Source organism: Bacteroides thetaiotaomicron VPI-5482 (assembly GCF_000011065.1).
Lineage (GTDB): Bacteria > Bacteroidota > Bacteroidia > Bacteroidales > Bacteroidaceae > Bacteroides > Bacteroides thetaiotaomicron.
This window is the reverse complement of sequence record NC_004663.1, coordinates 92,978-117,020: the sequence shown is the minus strand read 5'-3', so window position 1 is coordinate 117,020 and position 24,043 is coordinate 92,978. Positions and strand designations below refer to the sequence as shown.

The 24,043-nt window shown below is 43.3% G+C and carries 23 protein-coding genes, 1 tRNA gene and 1 pseudogene; 19 read left to right on the top strand and 6 right to left on the bottom strand.

What is annotated here, in order from left to right:
• The first annotated feature begins 134 nt into the window (after window positions 1-134).
• Genes nuoF through nuoE form a run of 3 tightly spaced genes read left to right on the top strand, consistent with a single transcriptional unit; the run spans window position 135 to window position 4,315 of the window.
• Window positions 135-2,042 carry an NADH-quinone oxidoreductase subunit NuoF gene (nuoF, locus tag BT_RS00615; protein ID WP_008766746.1) on the top strand — a complete coding sequence of 636 codons (1,908 nt, stop codon included), beginning with the start codon at window positions 135-137 and terminating at the stop codon, window positions 2,040-2,042.
• An 11-nt stretch (window positions 2,043-2,053) separates the two neighbouring features.
• Window positions 2,054-3,820: an NADH-dependent [FeFe] hydrogenase, group A6 gene (locus tag BT_RS00610; RefSeq protein WP_008766747.1), complete on the top strand. Its 1,767-nt coding sequence runs from the start codon at window positions 2,054-2,056 to the stop codon at window positions 3,818-3,820.
• A gap of 18 nt (window positions 3,821-3,838) precedes the next feature.
• Complete coding sequence (nuoE, locus tag BT_RS00605; protein WP_008766748.1) at window positions 3,839-4,315, top strand: NADH-quinone oxidoreductase subunit NuoE; 477 nt, start codon at window positions 3,839-3,841, stop codon at window positions 4,313-4,315.
• A gap of 50 nt (window positions 4,316-4,365) precedes the next feature.
• Here the strand turns inward: nuoE and BT_RS00600 are convergent, their stop codons facing one another.
• Window positions 4,366-5,373, bottom strand: a complete 1,008-nt coding sequence (locus tag BT_RS00600; RefSeq protein WP_011107128.1) for a beta-ketoacyl-ACP synthase III — start codon at window positions 5,371-5,373, stop codon at window positions 4,366-4,368.
• A gap of 174 nt (window positions 5,374-5,547) precedes the next feature.
• Window positions 5,548-5,635, bottom strand: a tRNA-Ser gene (locus tag BT_RS00595).
• Window positions 5,636-6,101: 466 nt separating this feature from the next.
• Here BT_RS00595 and BT_RS00590 point away from each other — a divergent pair.
• The 16 genes and pseudogenes from BT_RS00590 to BT_RS00515 all read left to right on the top strand — a co-directional run bounded on the left by BT_RS00590 (window position 6,102) and on the right by BT_RS00515 (window position 17,948).
• On the top strand, window positions 6,102-6,428 hold the full coding sequence (locus BT_RS00590) for an ArsR/SmtB family transcription factor (protein ID WP_118195647.1): 327 nt from the start codon (window positions 6,102-6,104) through the stop codon (window positions 6,426-6,428).
• Window positions 6,429-6,505: 77 nt separating this feature from the next.
• Window positions 6,506-6,739, top strand: coding sequence for a thioredoxin family protein (locus tag BT_RS00585; protein ID WP_004292400.1), 234 nt, complete (start codon window positions 6,506-6,508; stop codon window positions 6,737-6,739).
• Between the two features lie 10 nt (window positions 6,740-6,749).
• Window positions 6,750-7,193: a nitrophenyl compound nitroreductase subunit ArsF family protein gene (locus tag BT_RS00580; protein ID WP_004292399.1), complete on the top strand. Its 444-nt coding sequence runs from the start codon at window positions 6,750-6,752 to the stop codon at window positions 7,191-7,193.
• A gap of 1 nt (window position 7,194) precedes the next feature.
• Complete coding sequence (locus tag BT_RS00575; protein ID WP_011107126.1) at window positions 7,195-7,902, top strand: aromatic aminobenezylarsenical efflux permease ArsG family transporter; 708 nt, start codon at window positions 7,195-7,197, stop codon at window positions 7,900-7,902.
• 33 nt (window positions 7,903-7,935) lie between these two features.
• Window positions 7,936-8,262 carry an arsenite efflux transporter metallochaperone ArsD gene (gene arsD / locus BT_RS00570; RefSeq protein WP_011107125.1) on the top strand — a complete coding sequence of 109 codons (327 nt, stop codon included), beginning with the start codon at window positions 7,936-7,938 and terminating at the stop codon, window positions 8,260-8,262.
• Window positions 8,263-8,289: 27 nt separating this feature from the next.
• A complete protein-coding gene (gene arsA / locus BT_RS00565) occupies window positions 8,290-10,002 on the top strand; it encodes an arsenical pump-driving ATPase (RefSeq protein ID WP_011107124.1) in 1,713 nt (570 codons plus the stop codon).
• 4 nt (window positions 10,003-10,006) lie between these two features.
• A complete protein-coding gene (locus tag BT_RS00560; protein WP_011107123.1) occupies window positions 10,007-10,435 on the top strand; it encodes an arsenate reductase ArsC in 429 nt (142 codons plus the stop codon).
• Between the two features lie 12 nt (window positions 10,436-10,447).
• Complete coding sequence (arsB, locus tag BT_RS00555; RefSeq protein ID WP_011107122.1) at window positions 10,448-11,494, top strand: ACR3 family arsenite efflux transporter; 1,047 nt, start codon at window positions 10,448-10,450, stop codon at window positions 11,492-11,494.
• Between the two features lie 2 nt (window positions 11,495-11,496).
• Window positions 11,497-11,997 (top strand): hypothetical protein, encoded by a 501-nt coding sequence (locus BT_RS00550; RefSeq protein ID WP_011107121.1) that lies wholly within the window; start codon window positions 11,497-11,499, stop codon window positions 11,995-11,997.
• Window positions 11,998-12,022: 25 nt separating this feature from the next.
• Window positions 12,023-12,928 carry a permease gene (locus BT_RS00545; RefSeq protein ID WP_011107120.1) on the top strand — a complete coding sequence of 302 codons (906 nt, stop codon included), beginning with the start codon at window positions 12,023-12,025 and terminating at the stop codon, window positions 12,926-12,928.
• A gap of 25 nt (window positions 12,929-12,953) precedes the next feature.
• Window positions 12,954-13,157 carry a hypothetical protein gene (locus BT_RS00540; RefSeq protein WP_015532707.1) on the top strand — a complete coding sequence of 68 codons (204 nt, stop codon included), beginning with the start codon at window positions 12,954-12,956 and terminating at the stop codon, window positions 13,155-13,157.
• A 167-nt stretch (window positions 13,158-13,324) separates the two neighbouring features.
• Window positions 13,325-14,185, top strand: a complete 861-nt coding sequence (locus BT_RS00535; protein WP_011107118.1) for an RteC domain-containing protein — start codon at window positions 13,325-13,327, stop codon at window positions 14,183-14,185.
• Between the two features lie 210 nt (window positions 14,186-14,395).
• Complete coding sequence (locus BT_RS00530) at window positions 14,396-14,755, top strand: helix-turn-helix domain-containing protein (RefSeq protein WP_011107117.1); 360 nt, start codon at window positions 14,396-14,398, stop codon at window positions 14,753-14,755.
• Window positions 14,718-16,761 (top strand): annotated as a pseudogene (locus BT_RS00525) (AAA family ATPase). The gene BT_RS00530 and the pseudogene BT_RS00525 overlap by 38 nt, the downstream one beginning before the upstream one ends.
• A gap of 12 nt (window positions 16,762-16,773) precedes the next feature.
• Window positions 16,774-17,052, top strand: coding sequence for a helix-turn-helix domain-containing protein (locus BT_RS00520; protein WP_005926255.1), 279 nt, complete (start codon window positions 16,774-16,776; stop codon window positions 17,050-17,052).
• A 374-nt stretch (window positions 17,053-17,426) separates the two neighbouring features.
• Window positions 17,427-17,948, top strand: coding sequence for a dihydrofolate reductase family protein (locus BT_RS00515; protein ID WP_015532708.1), 522 nt, complete (start codon window positions 17,427-17,429; stop codon window positions 17,946-17,948).
• 105 nt (window positions 17,949-18,053) lie between these two features.
• On the opposite strand, the gene BT_RS00510 is transcribed toward BT_RS00515, so the two are convergent.
• From BT_RS00510 to mobC, 4 genes are all read right to left on the bottom strand, one after another.
• Complete coding sequence (locus tag BT_RS00510; RefSeq protein ID WP_011107114.1) at window positions 18,054-20,135, bottom strand: type IA DNA topoisomerase; 2,082 nt, start codon at window positions 20,133-20,135, stop codon at window positions 18,054-18,056.
• A complete protein-coding gene (locus BT_RS00505) occupies window positions 20,132-20,320 on the bottom strand; it encodes a hypothetical protein (protein WP_011107113.1) in 189 nt (62 codons plus the stop codon). The genes BT_RS00510 and BT_RS00505 overlap by 4 nt, the downstream gene beginning before the upstream one ends.
• The gene (locus tag BT_RS00500) at window positions 20,317-21,852 is read right to left on the bottom strand and encodes a DUF3945 domain-containing protein (RefSeq protein ID WP_011107112.1); all 1,536 of its coding nucleotides are present in this window, start codon (window positions 21,850-21,852) and stop codon (window positions 20,317-20,319) included. Before BT_RS00500 ends, BT_RS00505 begins: the two co-directional genes overlap by 4 nt.
• A 173-nt stretch (window positions 21,853-22,025) precedes the next feature.
• The gene (gene mobC / locus BT_RS00495) at window positions 22,026-24,035 is read right to left on the bottom strand and encodes a conjugal transfer protein MobC (RefSeq protein WP_011107111.1); all 2,010 of its coding nucleotides are present in this window, start codon (window positions 24,033-24,035) and stop codon (window positions 22,026-22,028) included.
• Between the last annotated feature and the right edge of the window lie 8 nt (window positions 24,036-24,043).

The window sequence follows — 24,043 nt, the reverse complement described above, 5'->3', positions numbered from 1 at the left end:
AAAGTGTTAAAAATAAAGATTTCATACCATACTTCCGCAAGCCGACACCAAAGAAGAATATTTATTTTCTCTAAACAAAGCGCTAATTCCGAACAAAGAATTATATTTGCAGAAATCTAACAATTCTGATACTTATGAAAATACTATCTATCCATGATTTGCAAATAATCAGGAAGAGAGCGGAGCACCATCTTTCATTGCGCGAAGAAAGTAATGAAAAGGTTTCCGAAAAATGTTGCGGGCTGGCGTCCGGAACAACACACCTCCAGATTCTTATTTGCGGAGGTACCGGTTGTAAAGCCTCTTCCAGTCAGGGCATCACTGAAAATCTTCAAAAAGCCATCGAAAGAAACGGGATTACCGACAAAGTAGACGTCATCACAGTAGGCTGCTTCGGCTTCTGCGAAAAGGGCCCCATCGTAAAGATCATTCCTGACAATACGTTCTATACCCAAGTCACTCCCGAAGATGCGGAGGAAATCATCAGCGAACACATCATCGGAGGACGAAGAATCGAACGGCTGCTCTACATAGACCCGAAGACCGAACAAACTGTCAGTGACTCCAAACACATGGACTTCTACCGGAAACAACTCCGCATCGCCTTGCGCAACTGCGGATTCATCGACTCCGAAAATATAGAAGAATACATCGCCCGTGAAGGATACTTCGCACTGGCCGACTGCCTTCTCAACAAACAGCCTGCCGACGTCATCGACATCATCAAACGCTCCGGACTGCGGGGACGTGGCGGTGGCGGTTTCCCCACCGGCTTGAAATGGGAATTTGCCAGTAAGCAGGTATCGAACGTAAAGTACGTTGTCTGCAACGCCGACGAAGGCGACCCCGGCGCCTTCATGGACCGCTCCATCATGGAAGGCGACCCGCACTCTATTGTAGAAGCGATGTGCATCTGCGGTTACTCCATCGGTTCCTCCAAAGGACTGGTCTACATCCGCGCCGAATATCCGCTGGCCATCAACCGCCTCAAAAAAGCGATTGAGCAAGCCCGTGAATACGGATTACTGGGGGACCACATCCTGGGGACAGATTTCAGCTTCGACATAGAGATCCGTTACGGAGCAGGCGCATTCGTCTGCGGCGAGGAAACCGCCCTCATCCACTCGATGGAAGGAAAACGGGGAGAGCCGACCCTGAAACCTCCTTTCCCCGCCGAATCCGGTTATCTGGGCAAACCGACCAATGTGAACAATGTGGAAACCCTCGCCAATATTCCCATTATCCTGACCAAAGGCGCCGAATGGTTCGCCTCCATCGGAACAGAACGCTCCAAAGGCACCAAAGTCTTCGCTCTTGCCGGAAAGATCAACAATGTCGGACTGATCGAAGTACCGATGGGAACTACCCTGCGGGAAGTAATCTACGAAATCGGCGGAGGCATCAAGGGAGGAAAGAAATTCAAAGCCGTACAGACAGGCGGTCCGTCAGGGGGCTGTCTGACGGAGAAACATCTGGATACTCCCATTGACTTCGACAACCTGCTGGCAGCCGGTTCCATGATGGGATCGGGAGGCATGATCGTGATGGACGAAGATGACTGTATGGTATCCGTCGCCCGTTTCTATCTCGACTTTACCGTCGAAGAATCCTGCGGTAAATGTACCCCATGCCGTATCGGCAACAAACGCCTGCTGGAACTGCTGAACAAGATAACGGAAGGACGGGGCACGGAAAAAGACCTGGACACGCTTGCCACCCTCGGACGGGTGATAAAAGACACGGCACTCTGCGGACTGGGACAGACGTCCCCGAATCCGGTGTTGTCTACCCTCGACAACTTCCGTGACGAATATCTGGAACATGTCAGAGACAAGACCTGCCGCGCCAAACAATGCAAGTCCCTGCTGACCTATACCATTAATCCGGAACTTTGTATCGGTTGCCACCTGTGTGCCAAGAATTGTCCGGCGGATGCCATCAGCGGCTTGGTACGCAAACCTCATGTCATCCACCCCGAGAAATGTATCAAGTGCGGCATGTGTATGGCACGCTGTAAATTCAAAGCTATTCTTGTCTGTTAAAATCTACTGCTATGGAAGAAAAACAAATTACCCTCCAGATAGACGGTCACTTTATCACCGTACCCGAAGGAAGCACGATCCTCGAAGCCGCCTGCAAAATCGGCATCAACATACCTACGCTGTGTCACATCGACCTGAAAGGAACCTGTATCAAGAACAATCCCGCTTCCTGCCGCATCTGTGTAGTCGAAGTGGCAGGACGCCGCAATCTGGCTCCCGCCTGCGCTACCCGTTGCACGGAAGGGATGGTGGTGAAAACCAGTACCCTACGCGTGATGAACGCCCGGAAAGTGGTAGCCGAACTGATCCTGTCCGATCATCCCAACGACTGTCTCACCTGTCCCAAATGCGGCAACTGTGAACTCCAGACACTGGCACTGCGTTTCAACATCCGTGAAATGCCGTTCAACGGCGGCGAACTTTCTCCCCGCAAACGGGAAGTGACCTCCTCCATTGTGCGCAACATGGACAAGTGTATCTTCTGCCGCCGATGCGAAAGCGTCTGCAACGATGTACAGACAGTCGGCGCACTGGGAGCCATCCGCCGCGGATTCAACACAACGATAGCCCCTGCCTTCGACAGAATGATGAAAGACAGCGAATGTACCTACTGCGGTCAATGCGTAGCCGTATGTCCGGTAGGCGCACTGACCGAACGGGATTACACCAACCGCCTTCTGGACGATTTGGCCGACCCCGATAAGATCGTAATTGTCCAGACTGCCCCCGCCGTACGTGCCGCCCTGGGAGAAGAATTCGGCTTGCCTCCCGGCACACTGGTAACCGGAAAAATGGTTTACGCCCTCCGCGAACTGGGTTTCGACTATGTATTCGATACCGACTTTGCCGCCGACCTCACCATCATGGAAGAAGGTTCCGAAATCCTGAACCGACTGACACGCTATCTGGACGGAGATAAATCCGTCCGGCTTCCGATCCTGACTTCCTGCTGCCCGGCTTGGGTAAACTTCTTCGAGCACCACTTCCCGGATATGCTGGATATCCCTTCTACCGCCCGTTCTCCGCAACAGATGTTCGGCTCCATCGCCAAGTCTTACTGGGCAGAGAAAATGGGAATTCCCCGCGAAAAGCTGGTAGTCGTCTCCATCATGCCCTGCCTAGCCAAGAAATATGAATGTGACCGCGACGAGTTCAAAGTAAACGGTGTCCCCGACGTCGATTACTCCATCTCCACCCGCGAACTGGCACGCCTGATAAAGCGAGCCAACATCGGCTTTACCCTCGTGCTGGACAGCCCGTTCGACAACCCTATGGGAGAATCGACCGGCGCCGGTGTCATCTTCGGTACGACGGGTGGTGTCATGGAAGCCGCCCTGCGCTCCGTTTATGAAATCTACACCGGACAGCCGCTGAAGAATGTCAACTTTGAACAGGTACGCGGACTGAGCGGTGTCCGGCGCGCCACCATCGACCTGAACGGATTTGAACTGAAAGTAGGCATCGCACACGGACTAGGCAACGCAAGGCACTTACTAGAAGATATACGAAACGGACATAATGAATATCATGTCATCGAAATCATGGCATGCCCCGGCGGCTGCATCGGAGGTGGCGGGCAACCGTTGCATCACGGCAACTCGGACGTTCTCTACGCCCGTGCCAACGCCCTTTACCGGGAAGATGCCAACAAACCTTTGCGCAAATCTCACGACAACCCGTATATTCAGAAACTGTATGAAGAATACCTCGGCAAACCGCTGGGTGAGAAATCGGAAATGCTCTTGCACACGCATTATTTCAACAAATCGATTGATTAACTTTAAACAAGTACTATTATGTCAGATATCAAACTAGCCTGCGATGTGGTGGAACAAGTCAAGACGATTTGCGACAAGCACGGGAACAATGCGGGCGAATTAATCAATATTTTGCATGAAGCGCAACATCTGCACGGCTATCTGCCCGAAGAGATGCAACGGATCATAGCCTCCAAACTCAGAATCCCCGTGTCGAAAGTCTACGGAGTTGTGACATTCTACACCTTCTTTACGATGACTCCCAAAGGAAAGCATCCGATTTCCGTCTGCATGGGCACGGCGTGCTACGTACGTGGTTCGGAGAAGTTGCTGGAAGAGTTCAAGCGGGTACTCGGCATCGAAGTCGGAGAAACCACCCCCGACGGAAAGTATTCGCTGGATTGCCTGCGCTGCGTAGGCGCCTGCGGACTGGCTCCGGTAGTGATGATCGGCGAAAAGGTGTACGGACGACTGCAACCGGTGGATGTAAAGAAGATTATCGAGGAACTGGAATAAGTCTCCCCCGCCCTTCAAAAGAGGATGTGACGTATCGGGTATCCGATATGTCACGCATCTTCTTTGGGGTCATATCCCCACTTCACATAAACCGCTCCCCAGGCAAATCCCGCACCGAATGCGGTAAATATCAGATTATCGCCTTTCTTCAGTTTTTTCTCAAAATCCCAGATGCAGAGCGGAAGCGTGCCGGCACTGGTGTTGCCATAACGTTCGATGTTGACCATCACTTTCTCGGACGGTACTTCGAGTCGTTGCGCCACAGCGGTAATGATACGCTGGTTAGCCTGATGAGGAATCACCCAGTCAACCTCTTCCTTAGTCAGATGGTTTCTGGCGATAATAGCTTCACAGGAATCCGACATATTCGCTACGGCATACTTGAACACCGTGCGGCCTTCCTGATAAATATAATGCAGATGATGATCCAATGAATAATAGGAAGGAGGACATACGGAACCTCCCGCTTTTATATGCAGAAAAGGCAGCCCTTTACCATCCGTTCTCAACACCGAATCCATGATGCCGACCTCTTCCGTAGTCGGTTCCAGCATAAAAGCGGCCGCACCGTCGCCAAAGATAGGGCAAGTGGCACGGTCCGTATAATCGATTACGGATGACATCTTATCAGCACCTACAATAATAATCTTTTTATATTTCCCCGAACGGATAAAATTCGCTCCCGTTTCCATCGCATACAGGAAACCGCTGCAAACCGCCTGCATATCGAAAGCGAAAGCATTCTTCAGCCCCAGCCTTTCGCACAAGATAGATGCCGTTGAAGGAAAACGATAGTCCGAAGTGGTAGTGGCGACAATGACCAGATCGATATCATCGGGACGACTCTTTGTGCGTTGCATCAACTGCTTGGCGGCCTTACGGGCCATATACGAAGTTCCAAGCCCCTCTTCATTCAAGATATGTCGTTCTTTTATGCCGATACGCCCCATGATCCATTCGTCGGTGGTATCCACCATTTTAGAAATTTCATCATTAGTCAGCACATAATCGGGCACATATCCCCCGACCCCAGTAATTACCGCATTTATTTTATCCATCAAGTCTATTTTCAGAATTACAAAAATGTGATATCTCAAAAAAAATATCGGGCGCAAATATACAGAAAAGAGAATGATATACAAGAGAAGAGTACTAGAAATACCAGACACTTTGACCTATGAAAAGAACTTTTGGCTAAAGAACGAGAAGTTTTGACTAAATTTCAGATTCAGCGGAGAGAGCGGGATTCGAACCCGCGATACACTTTTGGCGTATACACGCTTTCCAGGCGTGCCTCTTCAACCACTCGAGCATCTCTCCTTTCAAAAAACTCAATAAACACTAAGAAAACGCTCCCGTTTTCGTTTCACGACATCGGAGGCGTCGCCCTCCATAAAAACAAAAAAGCAGCCCAAAAGCTGCTTCCCAGCGGAGAGACAGGGTACTGAACCCAAACGCCCAACCGCCTATAAATCAGTCTTTTATTTTCCAATATTTCAAATAGGTAACGAAACAGTAACGATTTTTATTAACGCTTTTGTCCGGCTTTGTCCGCTGTTTGTCTGCCTATCTCACGGGTTCAAAGATACAACTCTTTTCCGAATTACGCAAATGCCTGAATATAAATGTTTCCATGTAGGTGCAAGGTGCAAGCTATATATATAGATATATACTTGCACCTTGCACCTAAAAAATGTTTAATCTAAAAAATATCATCTGTTTTATTTTGCCAATTTAAAAATAGTTCGTAGTTTTGCGAACAACAAACAAGAAAGGAGATATAAAAGTGAAAACTAAGCAGTACACAGAGGAACAGGAACAGATGGCTCGTTTTGCTAAAGCTATGGGTCACCCGGCACGAATGGCAATTCTTAGTTTCTTAGCTAAACAAGAAAGTTGTTTCTTCGGAGATATTCACGAAGTACTACCCATTGCTAAAGCAACCGTTTCGCAGCATTTAAAAGAACTGAAAGATGCAGGGTTAATTCAGGGGGAAATAGAAACACCAAAAGTTCGGTATTGTATCAACCGAGAGAATTGGGAACTTGCCCGTAAATTATTTGCTGCATTTTTGGGTGATTGTAAATGTACGGGTACATCGTGCTGTGGATAACAGCACCTTTTTTTGAGAATAATGTTCGTAGTTCTACGAATTACGATTGGTATATTAACTTTATAATTGAATAGAAAATGGAAATCAAAGTATTAGGAACTGGGTGTTCAAGCTGTAAGGCATTGTACGAAACCACAAAACAAGCTATTTCAGAACTGGGCTGCGATGCAACTCTAATTAAGGAAGAAGATTTATTAAAAATCATGGAGTATAATATTTTAAGTCTCCCGGCTTTGGTTATTGATGGTAAAGTCATATCTGCCGGAAAAAGATTATCCTTATCAGAAGTGAAAGAATTGATAACTAAATAAATTATTTACTATGAAGAAGTTATTTTATCTACTGATTGCAACAATCGTTTTAATTTCCTGTGGTAATGGTTCAAAGAATAAAACAGAAACCAGCATAGCAAAAGAAAATCAAACTAACCGTGTTGAAGTTCTATATTTTCACGGTGCGCAACGTTGCATAACCTGCCGGGCAATAGAAGCCAATACGGTAGCTCTTTTAGATAGCCTTTATTCCAAAGAACAGGCGGACGGTAAAATCATCTTCAAGGTGATAGATATATCCAAAAAGGAAAATGAGCAAATTGCAGATAAATACGAAGTTACATGGTCGTCTTTGTTTGTGAATGGCTGGAAAGACAGTAAAGAGAATGTAAATAACATGACGGAGTTTAGTTTCTCCAATGCAAGAAATGAACCGGATAAATTTAAAGAGGGAATAAAAAACAAGATTGACGAATTACTAAAAACATTGTAAGATGGACTTTCTTCAATCACTATTAGACAATAGTTCTATTCCTGCTATTACAGCCTTTATCTTAGGGACTTTAACGGCAGTTAGCCCTTGTCCTTTGGCTACTAATATAACGGCAATAGGATTTATCAGTAAGGATATAGAGAACCATCACCGTATATTTATAAACGGATTGCTTTATACATTCGGCAGAATAGTAACTTATACAGCACTTGGTTTCATTCTTATTCCTATTCTTCGTGAGGGTGCAAGTATGTTCATGGTTCAAAAGGCAGTCAGTAAATACGGTGAAATGTTGATTGCTCCGGTTTTAATTATTATCGGAATATTCATGCTTGATATTATAAAACTGAATATACCAAAAGTCAATATTGGCGGAGAGGGTCTAAAGAAGAAAACAAAAGGCAGTTGGGGAGCTATGTTATTAGGAGTTTTATTTGCTCTCGCCTTTTGTCCTACAAGTGGGGTTTTCTATTTCGGTATGCTTATGCCCTTGGCAGCAGCAGAAACAGGCGGGTATCTTTTACCTGTAATTTATGCTATTGCTACGGGACTACCTGTAATCCTTGTTGCTTGGATATTGGCGTACAGTGTTGCCGGATTAGGCAAGTTTTATAACAGAGTACAAATCTTTGAAAAATGGTTTCGCAAAATTGTTGCCATCCTCTTTATTGCGATAGGAATTTATTATGCGGTCATTCTTTATCTATAAACAAACAATGTATTAATTAAAATAAAAGACAGTATGAAAACAATAGAAATTTTTGACCCGGCAATGTGTTGCCCTACGGGTTTGTGTGGAACTAATATTAATCCTGAATTAATGAGGATAGCCGTTGTTATCGAAACATTGAAAAGACAGGGTGTTGTTGTTACCCGTCATAATTTGCGGGACGAACCGCAAGTTTATGTAAGTAACAAGACTGTAAACCAATATCTTCAAAAGAATGGTGCAGAAGCACTGCCTATTACTTTGGTGGATGGTGAAATTGCAGTTTCTAAAGATTATCCCACAACTAAACAAATGAGTGAATGGACAGGAATTAATTTAGACTTGATGCCCGTTAAATAATCGTTGAACAAATTAATATACAGAATAATGAAAGCATTTAATTTATCCGATATAGAACTAACAAAATACTTATTCTTCACAGGAAAAGGTGGAGTAGGAAAAACCTCTATTGCTTGCGCTACGGCAGTGGGATTAGCTGATAAAGGGGAGAAAATTCTTCTTATCAGTACAGACCCGGCTTCTAACCTGCAAGATGTTTTCAATCAAACCCTAAACGGACATGGTACAGCTATTTCAGAAGTACCGGGGCTGACGGTCGTAAACCTTGACCCTGAACAGGCAGCAGCAGAGTACAGGGAAAGTGTGATTGCACCTTTTAGAGGACAATTACCTGAAAGCGTTATTCAAAATATGGAAGAACAACTTTCAGGCTCTTGTACGGTAGAAATCGCTGCCTTTAATGAGTTTTCAGACTTTATCACCGATGCTGATAAAGCGAAGGAATACGACCACATTATTTTTGATACAGCACCTACCGGACACACATTGCGAATGTTGCAGCTTCCATCGGCATGGAGTACATTTATTAGTGAAAGTACACATGGCGCATCTTGTTTAGGACAATTATCAGGCTTGGAAGAAAGGAAAGGTATCTATAAACAGGCGGTTGATACATTGTCTGATACAAGCGCAACCCGGTTAGTATTGGTAAGCCGTCCTGAAATAGCACCGTTGAAAGAAGCTGCCCGTTCTTCGCATGAATTACAACTATTGGGAATTAAAAATCAGCTATTGGTGATAAATGGTGTTTTACAGCAATTAGATGAAGCAGACAATGTTTCACAACAACTGTATAACAGGCAGCAAAAGGCGTTACAAAGTATGCCTATTGCATTATCTGAATATCCCATGTATAGCGTTCCTCTGCGTTCTTACAATTTATCCAATATTGCCAATATCCGCCGTATGCTATACAGTGATAGTATTACGAATGAAATTCGTTATCAGCCGATAACTGATAGCAAAAGTATAGATGAATTGGTAAATGACCTCTATACTTCCGGTAAACGAGTAGTGTTCACAATGGGAAAAGGTGGCGTAGGAAAAACGACCTTAGCCACAGAAATAGCCTTGAAATTAACAAAGCTCGGTGCAAAGGTTCATCTTACCACTACTGACCCGGCAAATCACCTGAACTATGATTTTGCCATCAAATCAGGTATTACGGTAAGCCATATAGACGAAGCGGAAGTGCTGGAAAAATACAAGAATGAAGTTCGTAGCAAAGCTGCCGAAACCATGACTGCCGAAGATATGGAATATATAGAGGAAGATTTACGTTCACCATGTACGCAAGAAATCGCCGTATTTAAGGCTTTTGCTGAAATTGTAGATAAAGCGGAGAATGAAATCGTAGTGATTGATACTGCACCAACAGGACATACTTTGTTGCTTTTGGATGCTACCCAAAGCTATCACAAAGAAGTAGAACGTACACAGGGAGAAGTAACCGGAGCAGTAGCCAATTTATTACCCCGTTTACGCAATCCACAGGAAACGGAAGTAGTAATAGTCACTTTACCCGAAGCAACACCTGTTTTTGAAGCAGAACGCCTACAAATGGATTTGCAGCGTGCCGGGATTAACAACAAATGGTGGGTAGTAAATGCCTGTTTGTCATTGACAAATACAGCAAATTCATTTTTGCAAGCAAAAGCGCAAAGTGAATTGACTTGGATTAAGAAAGTAGAAGAATTGTCAAAGGGCAATACTGCCCTGATTGAATGGAAAAACTTATAAGAATATGAAGATTTTAATCCTTTGCACTGGTAACAGTTGCCGTAGCCAAATGGCACACGGTTTCTTACAGTCATTCGATAAAAACATGGATGTCTTTTCAGCAGGAACAAAACCTGCTGAAAAGGTTAATCCGATGGCGGTAAAAGTTATGTCTGAAACAGGAATAGACCTTACCAACCATACCCCTAAAAACGTTAGCCTGTATTTAGGGCACGAATGGGACTATGTGATAACGGTATGTGGCGGCGCAAATGAAAGCTGCCCTATGTTTACAGGCAAGGTAAAAAACAGATTGCACATTGGATTTGACGACCCATCAGAAGCGACCGGGACACCGGAGTTTATAAATAGTGAATTTCTTCGGGTACGGGATGAAATAAGAATGCGTTTCTATGATTTTTACCTGCAAGAATTAAAACCGCAATTAAAATAAAGGGCAGTCATTATGGAAAAGAAACAAGGAATTGGATTTTTTGAAAGATACCTGACTATTTGGGTAGCCTTGTGTATCGTTATCGGGATAGCCATCGGACAATATCTTCCGGCAATACCGCAAACATTGAGCAAATTTGAATATGCCAACGTGTCTATACCTGTGGCTATCCTGATTTGGTTAATGATATATCCCATGATGCTGAAAGTAGATTTTCAGAGCATCAAGAACGTAGGCAAACGTCCGAAAGGGATTGTCATTACTTGTGTGACGAACTGGGTAATAAAGCCATTCACCATGTTTGGAATAGCTTATCTATTCTTCTACGTTATTTTCAAGTCATTAATCCCTGCCGGATTAGCCGAAGAATATTTAGCTGGGGCAGTTCTGTTAGGTGCTGCACCCTGTACGGCGATGGTGTTTGTATGGAGTCATTTAACCAAAGGGGATGCAGCTTACACATTGGTGCAAGTGGCAGTCAATGATTTAATAATATTGGTTGCTTTCGCTCCTATCGTTGCGTTTTTGTTGGGTGTCGGTGGCGTTTCTATCCCGTGGGACACGCTTATACTCTCGGTCGTACTGTTTGTTGTCATTCCACTTTCTGCCGGAATAGTAACCCGTGTAACGGTTATCCGGCGAAAAGGAATAGACTATTTCAATACCGTCTTTGTCCGCAAGTTCGATAACTATACGGTTGGCGGATTGCTATTAACGCTTATCATCCTGTTTTCGTTTCAGGGGGAAACGATACTGAACAATCCGTTACATATTGTCTTGATTGCCGTCCCGCTTGTCCTGCAAACGGTTCTGATATTCTTTGTTGCCTACGGTTGGGCAAAGTGGTGGAAGTTACCCCACAATGTCGCCGCACCTGCCGGAATGATTGGTGCGAGTAACTTCTTTGAGTTGGCGGTGGCGGTGGCTATTTCTCTTTTCGGCTTACAGTCCGGTGCTGCACTGGCTACCGTAGTAGGCGTATTGGTTGAAGTTCCAGTAATGCTTATGTTAGTAAAAATAGCCAATAATACAAGAAGTTGGTTTCCTAAAGTAAAATAAGAATGGGCAAGTCAGGAACAATTTGGTCGATGATAGCAAGTGTAATATCACCATTACTTGCTTTATTAGGTGTAATAAGTTGCTGTGGGCTACCTATATTAGCCGGAATATTAGCAACATTAGGAATTGGAGCGTCACAACTTAGTTTTTTTGCAGAGTATAAAGGTTGGTTTATTGGCTTTGCCATCATCTCCCTACTCTTTGGCTTTTATCAAGTTTATTTCAAAAAAGAAACTTGTGGATGTGGAACGAATGTTTCAGAAACAAATCTGAAAAGACGTTCCAAATCAAAGTCTTTCCAAAAATTCTTCTTGTGGTTAGGTGTGGCAATACTTGTATTCGTTCTGTTTATTGGAAATAAAAATCAAACAGTCCAAAGCAATGAAAGTGGCGGATGCTGCCCGGCAAACACACAATCAGTGCAACCAGAAGAAAAGAAATGTTGCGGAACACAGCCACAACCTGAACAGGAAGAAAGCTGTTGTGACACTACATTTAATTAATAAATAGTTTTTAATTCAATAGATTATGAATACTTTATTAGACACATTACAATACTTCGTATTTATTACGATTGAGTTGATAGCCTTATTTCTGTTAATCAGCGCAGCCGTAGAAATTATACTGATGTATATCCCGGAAGAAACGATTCGGAAAAAGCTATCAGGTTCGGGTATTATGGGCAATGTCATAGCTGCCGGATTTGGGGCATTAACCCCTTTCTGCGCTTGCTCTACCATTCCTATGACAGTAGGTTTTCTAAATGCAGGAGTTCCATTTGGTTCTACAATGTCCTTTCTGATAGCTTCTCCATTACTCAATCCTATCATTATAGGTATGTTGGGAGCTTTGGTAGGATTTAAGGCAATGGTTTTCTATTTTGTCATCGCTTTTATCTGTTCCGTTGCATTTGGATATGTTCTCGAAAAAATAGGCGCACAAAAGTATGTGAAAAATGTTCGGGTGAAACCCAGTTGTTGTTCAGGCAGCGAACAGCCTAAAAACAAAAGGTTGCTTCCTTTCCGCCAAAAAATAAAGATTGCTTTTATAAATGCGTGGGGGAGCCTTAGACCTATTATGATATATTTACTGATAGGTGTTGCTCTCGGTGCTGGCATTTATGGCTATATGCCGCAAGATTTTGTGTTGAAAATAGCAGGTGCAGACAATCCTCTCGCTATACCTGTGGCTGCCGTATTGGGTATTCCTCTGTATATCCGTGCAGAAACAGCTATCCCCATCGGCATAGCATTGATGGGCAAAGGTATGAGCATCGGGGCGGTTATTGCCCTCGTTATCGGTGGTGCAGGAATGGCTATTCCCGAAATGAGTATGCTTGCCAGTATATTCAAGAAAAAACTGGTAGGCATGATAGTGGCGGTTATCTTTTTAACGGCAGTTATCGCAGGTTATGTATTTAACCTGTTTTTATAATCACTTAAAAATAAATAGTTCAATTATGGAAGAAAAGGAAGATAAGAAGAAAGGCTTTTTTGCCTCTCTATTTGCTCCGAAACCTTGTAAATGTAGTTGCGGAGTGCAAATAGAGGAAGTAGAAGAAGATGGAAATCCGTCAGAGAATTTGAAAAAGGACGAAACCAAAGTATCAGAAAAGAATGATACGAGTGAAAATCAAGGTAACTCTTGCGGATGCTGTGGCTAAAATCATTCATCAATATTCTGTTTGAAAGGAAACTAACTTAATACAATTTTTTAATTGGCTATCTAATGTAGGAAGTATGCTCACATACTTTCTACATTTATTTATTGTATATTAAAATATAAAAATAAACTTCTATTTGCAATATAAATGACAGAAGAATATATGACATGAATAGCGAAATCGAATATGAGAATTTTATAAAGAACATAGACCTTGTAATCTATGATAAAATAGATATTGATAATTGGAATATTTCAATAGACTTAATATTTGAAGTAGTAGAGTTCCTACAAAAATCACTCGAAGAATTAAGAACGATTATTATTGAGCATCCGTTTGAAAGTAAAGAAGAGGAAATTTATTTTTTCAAATATATAAAACCGGAAGTCTTGGGACGATTATTATACTTCACAGATGTGTATAACGCTGAAATGAGAAAACCGAATGGTAGCATTGAGGTAGTAAAGAAGCACTACAATGACAGATTGGATGAACTGACCTCCTATTTTGAAAGTAATTTAGACTTCTATCAATATTACCGTTCCAAAGCGACACATTTAGATAATCATTATTTTGTAAGGGGGCATATTGATTTTAAACTATGCCCGAATTGTACCCCTTATGACCGTGACCCGGAATTTTCAACTTGCTACGACCACAAAGCAGCACAAATATTAGCAAATGATATGCTTAGCATTTATTTGAATAAAAGGCTACATTATGTAGATAAGCAAATAATCATTGAAGAAAGTCGAGCATTTCTTTCTGAACACCCTTTTCGATGGACTGCTCCAAAGATAGCATTAGTAGAACTTGGATATTCTATTTATGCTGCGTGTGTCTTGAATAATGGTAAAGCAGATATTAAAGAGATTATGACTTATTTAGAAGCATCTTTCAAAGTTGATTTAGGGGATTACTATCGGACTTATATAACAATAAAAGACCGGAAGAAAGACCGGACTTCATTTCTTAGTAACCTAATAAAGTGTTTGCTGAAGAAAATGGATGAAGACGACAACTTATAAAAAACAAAAGCACAAAAACAACCAAGTATCTACCAACTTGGTTGTTTTTGTTTTTACCCGTTTTCACCCATTTTTTCTTACTTTTCAGCTCAAAACAGATGGTTTTTAGGCTAAAATCCTCAAAAAAATAAATCTTCCAACTTGGAAAGAGGTTGGAAGATTTATTTTTTCAAATGCTTCAACTTTGCAGCAAATCAATTAGTTAGCAAAATGGAGATAATAACATTCGAGTCAAAAGCCTACAAGGATTTAGACAACAAAATTACCGCTATCGCCGATTACATATTCAATCACACGGAAGCGGAAAGTACCAATGAAGATGAAATTTGGGTGGATAGTTACGAGGTCTGCACATTTTTGAAAATCAGTGAAAAGACACTGCAACGTTTGCGAGTGGCTGGAACTATTGCCTACTCCAATATTCGGGGGCGTTACTTCTACAAAATAAGCGAAGTAAAACGGATGCTGGAAGAACGACTGATAAAGAGCAATAAAGAGAATATTCAAGACCTGATAACCAACCACCACCTATATGTTAAGGAAAGAAGAAATATTAGAAAGGACAAGTAACGGGCTATCTGTATTCAAGCACTATGTACCCGGTAATTGGCGGATAGGTCGAAATTTCTTGAACCCGCTTTATGAAGATAATAAAGCGTCCTGTAATATCTATTTCGACCGCCGAAGTGGTATATATAAGATGAAAGATTTTGGCAATGACAATTATAGCGGTGATTGTTTCTTTTTCGTGGGGCAACTTAAAGGGTTGGACTGCAATAATTCGATGGATTTTGTGGAGATACTGGAAACCATCGACCGGGATTTGGGATTAGGACTGGCAACAGGTAACCCGATACCTGTTACCCGTAATTCTTGCCGTGTGGTGGATAATATATTGGAAGAAACACCTGAGAAGGAAAGCAAACCTTACCAGTTCAGGGAACAGAAATTTCCGCTTGCTGAATTGATGTACTGGCAACAGTATGGTATCACACCGGAAATATTGGAACTGTACAAGGTCTGTTCCCTACGGGATTTTCAGAGTGTAACAGCGGATGGAACACAATTCACTTATACTTCATCCGTAACAGAACCAATGTACGGATATAAAAGTAAACGATATATAAAACTGTATCGTCCATTCTCAAAAACTCGTTTCCTCTATGGGGGTAATTTCGGAGATAATTATTGTTTCGGATTGGAACAACTACCCGCAAAAGGTGATACACTGTTTATTACGGGCGGAGAAAAAGATGTCATGTCATTGGCTGCACATGGTTTCCATGCTATCTGCTTCAACAGTGAAACGGTGACTGTTCCCCCTACCCTGATTTATAAACTGACTTTCCGGTTTAAACACATCATCTTATTGTATGATACCGATAAAACGGGAAAGGAAAGCGCACGCAAACAGGAAAAACAGTTGGAAGAATTTTCAGTAAAACGGCTGCTTTTACCGCTTTCCGGCACGAAAGAAGAAAAGGATATTTCCGACTATTTTAAAGCGGGGAATACCCGTGAAGATTTCCTGAAATTGTTTATCGAATTTTTAGATAACCTATATAGTGATACATTGATTATGCTTAAATCGTGCGAAATAGACTTCAATAATCCCCCGGCAAAAGCACAGGTGATAATTTCTGCCGGGGACGTTCCACTGGGGACACAAGGAAACCTGTTCGGCATTACGGGTGGCGAGGGAACAGGTAAAAGTAATTATATCGCTGCTATGTTGGCAGGCTGCATCTGCCAGCCGGATAAGGAAGTTGATACTCTCGGCATACAGATTACTGCCAACAGTAAGCGCAAAGCGGTATTACTTTACGATACGGAACAATCCGAAGTACAACTGTTCAAGAATGTAAGTAACCTGTTAGCACGTGCGAAGCAACCGGACAAACCGGAAGAACTGAAAGCATTTTGTTTGACGGGGATGTCCCGCAAAGAACGTCTGCACGCCATTGTTCAGAGTATGGATAAGTTCTATTACCAATATGGGGGCATACAGTTAGTAGTGATAGACGGTATCGCCGACCTTGTGAAAAGTGCCAATGATGAAGCGGAAAGTGTGGCGGTGATAGATGAACTATACCGACTGGCAGGAATTTATAATACCTGTATTCTTTGCGTGCTGCATTTCGTACCCAATGGATTGAAGCTCCGGGGGCATTTAGGCTCGGAATTACAGCGCAAAGCGGCAACTATCCTTTCCATCGAAAAGGACGAAGAACCTACACAATCGGTGGTAAAAGCCCTGAAAGTCCGTGACGGTAGTCCTTTGGACGTTCCTTTGATGCTTTTTGCTTGGGACAAAGCAGCCGGGATGCACCTTTATAAAGGGGAAAAGCCACGAGAGGAAAAAGAGAAACGCAAGGAAAAGGAACTGGTATGCGTTGCCCGTGATATTTTTGGACGGCAGACACATATTACCTATATAGACCTGTGCGAACAGGTTGCAGCAGGTTTTGGACGTGAAAGAACGTACTGCCAAAAGCTATGTTCGTTTCATGCGGGAACGGGATATTATCATTAAAGACCCGTCCAACCAAAGTTATTTTATGATTGGTTTAATTTAATCAGGTAGCCTTATGTATATAGATAAAGACGATTTTACCGCATGGATGGAGCGTATCATGGATAGGTTCGATATGCAGGACAAGAAAATAGACCGGGTGATAAAAGGACGTAATTGTTTGGATGGTGAAGAACTGCTGGATAATCAGGATTTATGCTTGCTTCTGAAAGTAGCCCCTCGAACACTGACCCGTTATCGAAAAAAAGGAATACTCCCTTTCCTTATGTTGGATGGTAGATGTTATTACCGTGCCACGGACGTACACAAGTTAATCCGTGAAAAAACCGACTAATTTTTTCTTTTCTAATAGCTTTTAATCCTGTTTTGTCGTGAGATAAAACAGGATTTTCTTTTTCCTGTTCGGGTATATCCGGGACTTTCTGTATATTTGCAACAGTTTCATAAGACAATAACAGCATAGGTTGAAAAGCCGATTGCTTTTATATATAACATAGCGTTCGCAGAACGTCTCAACGTAGAAAACTGGTAATTTTCAAAGAGAAGAGATTTATGCGCAATGTTCATGCTATACTTCTGTATAGCGTGGGCTTGCCTGTTTCTTCTCTTAGGCGTACCAGTGCCTCTACGTTGGAATAGTGTGAGTTCACGCTTTTTTTAGACGTACTGGCGAACAGTTTATAACTAAAAACTGTTTGATACCAACTTATGAAACATTTAAAAACTTGTATTGCTGTATCTCTCGATGGCTTCATTGCCCGAAAAGATAATGATTTGGACTGGATGCCGGAAAACGTTAAAAAGGAAATTTCGGCAGCTTATGAACAACCCGGTATATTTCTTGCCGGAGTGAATACCTATAACATGATTTTTAAACGTTGGGGCGGATGGCCGTACAAAAGTAAAAAGACTTTTGTAGTGTCCCACTACGACACCAATGTGACGAAAAAGGAGAATGTAACCTTTCTTACCGATATACCCTTACGGGCAATCAATGAACTTAAATCAAGTTCGGAAACCGATATTCAGGTCATTGGCGGCGGTAAGTTTATAACCTCGCTGATTGAAGCGTCCCTGCTGGATGAAATAACGCTGTATATCGTTCCGGTCATGCTTGGGGACGGTATCAAGTTTATAGGAAAGACTTTCGGGTCGAAGTGGGAACTGACCGGACACCGGGTGATAGACAATCAGGTCGTTTACCTGACCTACCAGTATAAAGGAGAATGATTTAAAAAAGCACCCGGTGTCCCTCCGGGTGCTTCAACCACAAAAATTTCAATTATAAATCTATCTATAATGAAACTTTCTGTGGCAAATATAACGATTTTCGTCTTATTTCTTCGGTTTGCCTTTCTTTTCAGGGAACACGAAAGTAACATTAAACTGCCCGTCAAAGGCAAGTGAAGCGTCAAAGACTTTGCCGTTCTTGCTTTTAAAGCCTTTGATTAGCCCGGTTTTCCCGGTAGTCACCAGTTCGGTAATCTGTTTGTCCGTTAGCTGCTTGTCGCTCTTGTTGCGGAAGATGGTAACGGAACAATCCACATTGGAACATTTGGCGACTTTCGGATAGAAAAGGATGCGCCCGGTCTTGCATTTCGGGCAGATACAACCACTGCCCGAAACGAAAGAAAGTTGAACATCCAAAAGTTCAGCCGTGATTTGCCGTGCATACACTTCGATGCCTTTGCGGAACGTGTCGGGGTTCATTTCCCCGCTTTCTATTTTGGCAAGCGTATTTTCCCACATTCCCGTCATTTCAACGTCTGCTATCTTCTTGTCCCGGATGATGTTGTAAACGGTAAGACCTTTCTCGGTAGGGACAAGGTTCTTTTTCTCCCGGACGATATACTGGCGGGAAAACAGCGTCTCGATGATGGCTGCCCGTGTTGCGGGCGTGCCGATACCCGTATCTTTCATGCTGGCTTTCAGGTCGGCGTTTTCCAGTTCCTTACCTGCTGTTTCCATCGAAGAAAGCAAACTGCTTTCCGTGTGTAACGGCTTGGGCTTGGTCTGTTTCTCCAGTAATTCAATGCCGGAAAGCGGTAAACTATCTCCGTCCTGCATGGCTGGCAAAGCAGCGTTATCTTCTCCGTCCTCTTTCTCGCCGAATACGGCACGCCATCCGGCGGACTTGATTACAGACCCTTTGACCGTGAAAAGCGACCCTGCACATTCCAGCGTTACACTGGTAACGTCTTTGACGCATTTTTCAGAAAAGGCTTCCAACATCCGTCCGGCTATCAGTTCGTAGATTGCCTGTTCGTCCGCTTCCATCTTGTCGGGCAGGTTTTCAGTCACTATCAGGGCGTGATGGTCTGTTACCTTGCCATCGTTCACGGAACGGGAATTTAAGGCTTTGCCTTTCATCCCGGCGGCATATCCGCCAAAACGGGTGTACTGTTCCAAATTGACAAGACGTTCCGGGATTTCCTCGAACACGTCCTGTGAGATATAACGGCTTCCGGTTCGGGGGTAGCTGATTAGTTTACCCTCGTATAACTTTTGTGCGATGGATAGGGTTTTGTCTGCGGAAAAGTTCAGTTTGGTATTCGCTTCTTTTTGGAGCGTGGTTAAATCATAGAGCAACGGCGGTTCTTGGTTCACTTCCTTACGCTCTACGGTTTTCACCTGTACTGTTTCCGCTTCCTTTATCCTTTGCAGCGTGTCGATGGCGGGCTGCTGCTTATCGCATTTGTCTGTGGACAGTGCAGCAAAGGAAACATTGTCTTTTGCCGCCTGTAATTTCAGTTGCCAATACTTTTGTGGGACAAAGTTCTTGTTCTCCAAAAAGCGGGTACATATCATTGCCAACGTGGGCGACTGTACCCGTCCCAAAGAAAAAATGCCTTGTCCGGCTGCCACACTTAAAGCCTGTGTACCATTAATTCCAATTAAATAATCCGCTTCGCTGCGTGCCTGTGCCGAAAGGAAAAGGTTATCATACAGGCTACCGGCTTTCAGGTTTTGCAGTCCCTCACGGATTGACTTGTCGGTAAGGCTGCTTATCCATAAACGGACAAAGGGCTTGTTGCATCCAATGTAATTGTAAATATATCTAAATATGAGTTCTCCCTCTCTCCCTGCATCGGTAGCGACAATTATCTTATCCGACTGGTCGAATACGTCTTTGATTACTTTTAGTTGTTTCAATGCGCCGGGGTCTGCCTTGTACCCTTTTTCCGCTTTCACTTGTCGGGGTGTAAGTTGAAAACTATCCGGGATAATAGGCAGACTTTCCCGGCGGAAACTCTGTATGCCGTATGCTTCCGGCATTGCCAAACCGACAAGATGGCCGAACGCCCAGGTAACGAGATACCCGTTACCTGAAAGATAGCCATCCTGTTTTTCACTCGCTCCTAAAATACGGGCAATGTCCCTTGCCACGCTTGGTTTTTCTCCGATTACTGCAATCATTCTAATTTTGATTTTAATTGTTCCACTTCTTTTTGTCTTAGGATTTTCCGGTCATAATAGATGTGATAGCCATCTACATAAAATTGTCGGTTCTGCTCGTCTATGGCTTCCCAGTCTGTTTTGTAACAGACAAGGGTAAACAGGGCGAAACCGACAACCGGGATAAGGATTAACACCGCTATCATCTTTTGCGTCCCCTGCTCTGTTTGGGTTTGTCCGTCTGCTCCTGCTTCTCCTTTTTATCCTGCTTGGTTTTTTGCTTTTCAGTGGGCTTGTCCTGACCCTTTTTCAAGGGTTCTTTCACTTTCTTGGTGGCTTCGTTGGTCTTGCCTTCCGAATTGACCGCTACCTGTGTGCGGTTCTTGCTGGCGGGGGTAATTTCTTTCACGGCGGAACGGTCAAAGCTGGGATTGTCACTGTAAAAGCCTAACTTCTTCTTATCATGGTTCACCTGAATATAAGCATCATATTCGACCCCCCGCTTGTCTTTCAGTCCGGCAACAAAGATGGTTTTGTCATTGACTAAATCCTGCTGTTGCTGGCGGGATAACTCTATTCCTGAAATGCTTTTGGGAATGGTTACACCGTCACTGGTGACAAGGCTGTTCTGCTGTGTCTGTTTCTGCCCTTGCTCCTGTGACTGTTTGGCATTGGGATAGATAAATTCCAGACTTTTCTTGTCGGCATTGACCTGAACAGTTGCGGAAAAGGGATTTTTACGGTTGGAAATCATGTTTTCAAGGAATACGCCTTTTCCCTCCCGTAAGGCTTGTTTCTGTTCCTTGTTCAGTTTGACACCTTTTATTTCATCCGGTATTTGAACACTGCTTGCACGCATGGAAACCAGTTCATTCGTTACCTTATCCACACTGACAAAAGAAGGTATCATTTCTCCCGTGATATAGTTTTTCAGGTTTACTATCCGTCCCATGTTCCCCGTTTCAAGAAGATTGGCTTTATCCTCTTTGGAAAATTCATGTCCGAAAAACGGGCGTTCAAGTTCCGGCTTTTGTCGGATGCCGTGTATCGCCAAAACTACATTCCCGTCTTTGTCGTGCCGGAAAGATAAACGTGCGTCCAGTTTCATAATGGCTGAATTATAGTTTCCGGCGATGGTAAACGCTCCGGGCGACTTGTAGCCCCTTAACATGGGTTCTAAAGCCTTTGCCTTTTCAAGCTGTTCTTTGGATAGACCAAAATTCTTCAAGGCTTCCCAGTCCACTTTATCCGGGTCAATCACATACTTGCTTTTGTCGGGTTGCTGCGGTGTTTGCGCCATTGCTCCCGCTTCTTTGGCTGGCTGCTGTGGTTGTTGGGCTTGGGTTTCCTGTTGTTCTTTCTTCGCTTCCTGCTTCACGGTTTCAGGTGTCACCCGGTAACGCTCTATGCCCGCTTCGTTTTCAGGTGTCGGATGATTGAAATTATCCCTGATTATCGGCTCGATTTTGGGAAGTTCAATCTTTGGGATTTTGAAGAAGTTAAAACGGGTCGGGTTCTTCAACTGGTTCATCATGTTGGAAAAGAAGTTGGAAAAGAAATCACCGTGACGGTCGAATTTCAAAAGTTCACTGTTGTTCTCCGGCGGTACGGTTTGGAGTTCCCCGTTTTCATCTACGCCTTTTACTGCGCTGATTGTCTTTTTCTCCTTATCCAGTACAAGAAGAATATCCATCATCTGTTCGTCAGTGGTGGATTGGCTGGCTGTGTTTACATCCATAATGTTTTGAATTTTAGTGAGTAAATAAATTTTCGGAAGTAAAAGTAAGGATGAAATAGAGTATATTTAAGGCTTTGGGAATAGGTGGCTTCATTAGTCCCTGTTTGTCCTTATTTGTCCCTGCCAATAAAAACGGCAGCCTGTAAAAAGCTGCCGTTTGTCTGAAAAATCTTCTATTCTTCTGTTTTTATTAAGTGCTGCAAATTGGGGTCGTTCTTAATCCGTTCCATTTCGTCCGTGACAATCTGCTGGACTTCTTGCTTGACCCGGTTGTAGTTCGCCTGTATTTCTTCCTGCATCCGGTCGTTCCCGTCCTCGTCCCTGAAATCTATAATTTGGGGCAGCTTCTTGTAGTTGGCAGTTTCCCGTTTCACTTGCTCGTTATCCACCACAATTTCCGCATGGAATATTTTTTGCTCGATGCGTTCATCGAAGTTGTCACTAACCGCACCCACAAACATACCCTGCGTTAAGTTAGATATTTTACTGGGCGGTATCAAACTATCCATCTGCGTACTGATTGAGGTTGATTTATCATTCCGGTTGATAGTCATGCTTTGGCGTTTCTGCAAGACCTTTCCGAAACGGTCTGAAAGCGTTTTTGCCGTTTCAGAAACCACCTGACCGCTAAAAATATTACCTACCGTATTTTCGATAACTTTGCTTTCCTTATCCCCATAATCCCGGCGTAACTGGCTGAAATCCTGAAAGCCCAAACAGACCGCTACCTTGTTGCTTCGTGCCGTTGCTATCAGGTTATCCAGTCCCCGAAAATAGATGGTCGGTAACTCGTCAATGATTACGGAACATTTTAGCTGGTGCTTCTTGTTTATCAGCTTCACGATACGGGAATTATACAGTCCCAAAGCACAGGAATAGATATTTTGACGGTCGGGATTATTGCCTACCACCAAAATTTTAGGTTCTTCCGGATTGTTTATATCCAGTGAAAAATCATCCCCTGTCATTACCCAATACAGGGCAGGTGAAATCATTCTTGAAAGTGGGATTTTAGCACTTGCAAGCTGCCCTTGAAGCTGGTCTTGCGCATTGGATTCCCATGCGTCCATGAACGGTGAAAGGTAGTTTTCCAGTTCGGGATAACTGGTTAAAATTGTAAACGTGTCGGCATATTTCTTGTTCAGAAATTCAATGGCGTGCGGGAATGTACAATACTTTCCACCCTGATATATTTTCAAAAACCATATTATAGAAGCAAGTAAAATAATAGGACTTTCCACAAAGAAATCCCCTTGCTTGGTTATCCAACTGCGGTTCAAATTTAACATGATTGTGTAACTGGCTTCGTATGCGTCCGATATGTCCGTCATAAACGCCGGATTTATCGGGTTACATCGGTGGCTCTTACGTGGGTCATCAAAATTGATTATGTAAAATTTGGGCTTCACCTTGTACCCGTCCGAATGGTTAAGCAAATGATTGTAGGCTATCTCCGAAAGGTCGGGAAATTTGTAGTCATACAGATACATTGCGAAGCCCTTTTCTATTTGCTGTTTGATAAATTGGTTTACGACACAAAAAGACTTCCCACTGCCCGGATTTCCAACAACGATGCACGCACGAAAAATTGCTACAACGTTTATCCATCCATCGTTCCACTTCTTTTTATAGTAGAAACGAGAACGAAGATTTACGGAATATTCGTTTTCTATCAGGCGTGTTTCCTGTGCGAAACTTTCATTTTCTAAATTAAACACATCATCCAGCAGGTTATTTTTCAACAGGCGGGAAATCCACACTCCGGCAGCCAATAACGAAAGATACCCGGCTGTCATGGTAAAGATATACAATGCCGTGTTTGCCGCCAGTGGCAACGGTAAAACCAATAACCACCAGTTCAGGAAGAACAGGATAAAACCGATTGTCAGGAATACATAAATCTTGTTCCATGTGATTTTTTCCTCTTTCACTCCCTTTGTACCCAAACAGGAAAGCGCAAGGAATACCACTGAAAAAAGTTTGGTATATAGGATATTGGAGAACAGCCCGGCGGTACGCTGGAAGTTCAACAGGATTTTATCGACTACCCCGATATTGATACCCCACTGCCGGAACGACTGGTAACAAAACCAGTAAATGTTTATCACTACAAATAAAATACTGATTGCCCGCATAAAGTCCATGACCTTTGCAAGTCCTCTTAAATCATCTTCATTCTGCATAATTGAAA

What these genes read in the sequence shown, in the direction of transcription:
- BT_RS00560 (WP_011107123.1), top strand. Translation starts at nt 10,007, where the DNA reads ATGAAGATTTTAATCCTTTGCACTGGTAACAGTTGCCGTAGCCAAATG.
- BT_RS00550 (WP_011107121.1), top strand. Translation starts at nt 11,497, where the DNA reads ATGGGCAAGTCAGGAACAATTTGGTCGATGATAGCAAGTGTAATATCA.
- mobC (WP_011107111.1), bottom strand. Translation starts at nt 24,035, where the DNA reads ATGCAGAATGAAGATGATTTAAGAGGACTTGCAAAGGTCATGGACTTT.
- BT_RS00500 (WP_011107112.1), bottom strand. Translation starts at nt 21,852, where the DNA reads ATGGATGTAAACACAGCCAGCCAATCCACCACTGACGAACAGATGATG.
- BT_RS00575 (WP_011107126.1), top strand. Translation starts at nt 7,195, where the DNA reads ATGGACTTTCTTCAATCACTATTAGACAATAGTTCTATTCCTGCTATT.
- BT_RS00535 (WP_011107118.1), top strand. Translation starts at nt 13,325, where the DNA reads ATGAATAGCGAAATCGAATATGAGAATTTTATAAAGAACATAGACCTT.
- BT_RS00510 (WP_011107114.1), bottom strand. Translation starts at nt 20,135, where the DNA reads ATGATTGCAGTAATCGGAGAAAAACCAAGCGTGGCAAGGGACATTGCC.
- BT_RS00610 (WP_008766747.1), top strand. Translation starts at nt 2,054, where the DNA reads ATGGAAGAAAAACAAATTACCCTCCAGATAGACGGTCACTTTATCACC.
- BT_RS00585 (WP_004292400.1), top strand. Translation starts at nt 6,506, where the DNA reads ATGGAAATCAAAGTATTAGGAACTGGGTGTTCAAGCTGTAAGGCATTG.
- BT_RS00520 (WP_005926255.1), top strand. Translation starts at nt 16,774, where the DNA reads ATGTATATAGATAAAGACGATTTTACCGCATGGATGGAGCGTATCATG.
- BT_RS00540 (WP_015532707.1), top strand. Translation starts at nt 12,954, where the DNA reads ATGGAAGAAAAGGAAGATAAGAAGAAAGGCTTTTTTGCCTCTCTATTT.
- nuoE (WP_008766748.1), top strand. Translation starts at nt 3,839, where the DNA reads ATGTCAGATATCAAACTAGCCTGCGATGTGGTGGAACAAGTCAAGACG.
- BT_RS00530 (WP_011107117.1), top strand. Translation starts at nt 14,396, where the DNA reads ATGGAGATAATAACATTCGAGTCAAAAGCCTACAAGGATTTAGACAAC.
- BT_RS00580 (WP_004292399.1), top strand. Translation starts at nt 6,750, where the DNA reads ATGAAGAAGTTATTTTATCTACTGATTGCAACAATCGTTTTAATTTCC.
- BT_RS00545 (WP_011107120.1), top strand. Translation starts at nt 12,023, where the DNA reads ATGAATACTTTATTAGACACATTACAATACTTCGTATTTATTACGATT.
- nuoF (WP_008766746.1), top strand. Translation starts at nt 135, where the DNA reads ATGAAAATACTATCTATCCATGATTTGCAAATAATCAGGAAGAGAGCG.
- BT_RS00505 (WP_011107113.1), bottom strand. Translation starts at nt 20,320, where the DNA reads ATGATAGCGGTGTTAATCCTTATCCCGGTTGTCGGTTTCGCCCTGTTT.
- arsA (WP_011107124.1), top strand. Translation starts at nt 8,290, where the DNA reads ATGAAAGCATTTAATTTATCCGATATAGAACTAACAAAATACTTATTC.
- arsD (WP_011107125.1), top strand. Translation starts at nt 7,936, where the DNA reads ATGAAAACAATAGAAATTTTTGACCCGGCAATGTGTTGCCCTACGGGT.
- BT_RS00600 (WP_011107128.1), bottom strand. Translation starts at nt 5,373, where the DNA reads ATGGATAAAATAAATGCGGTAATTACTGGGGTCGGGGGATATGTGCCC.
- arsB (WP_011107122.1), top strand. Translation starts at nt 10,448, where the DNA reads ATGGAAAAGAAACAAGGAATTGGATTTTTTGAAAGATACCTGACTATT.
- BT_RS00515 (WP_015532708.1), top strand. Translation starts at nt 17,427, where the DNA reads ATGAAACATTTAAAAACTTGTATTGCTGTATCTCTCGATGGCTTCATT.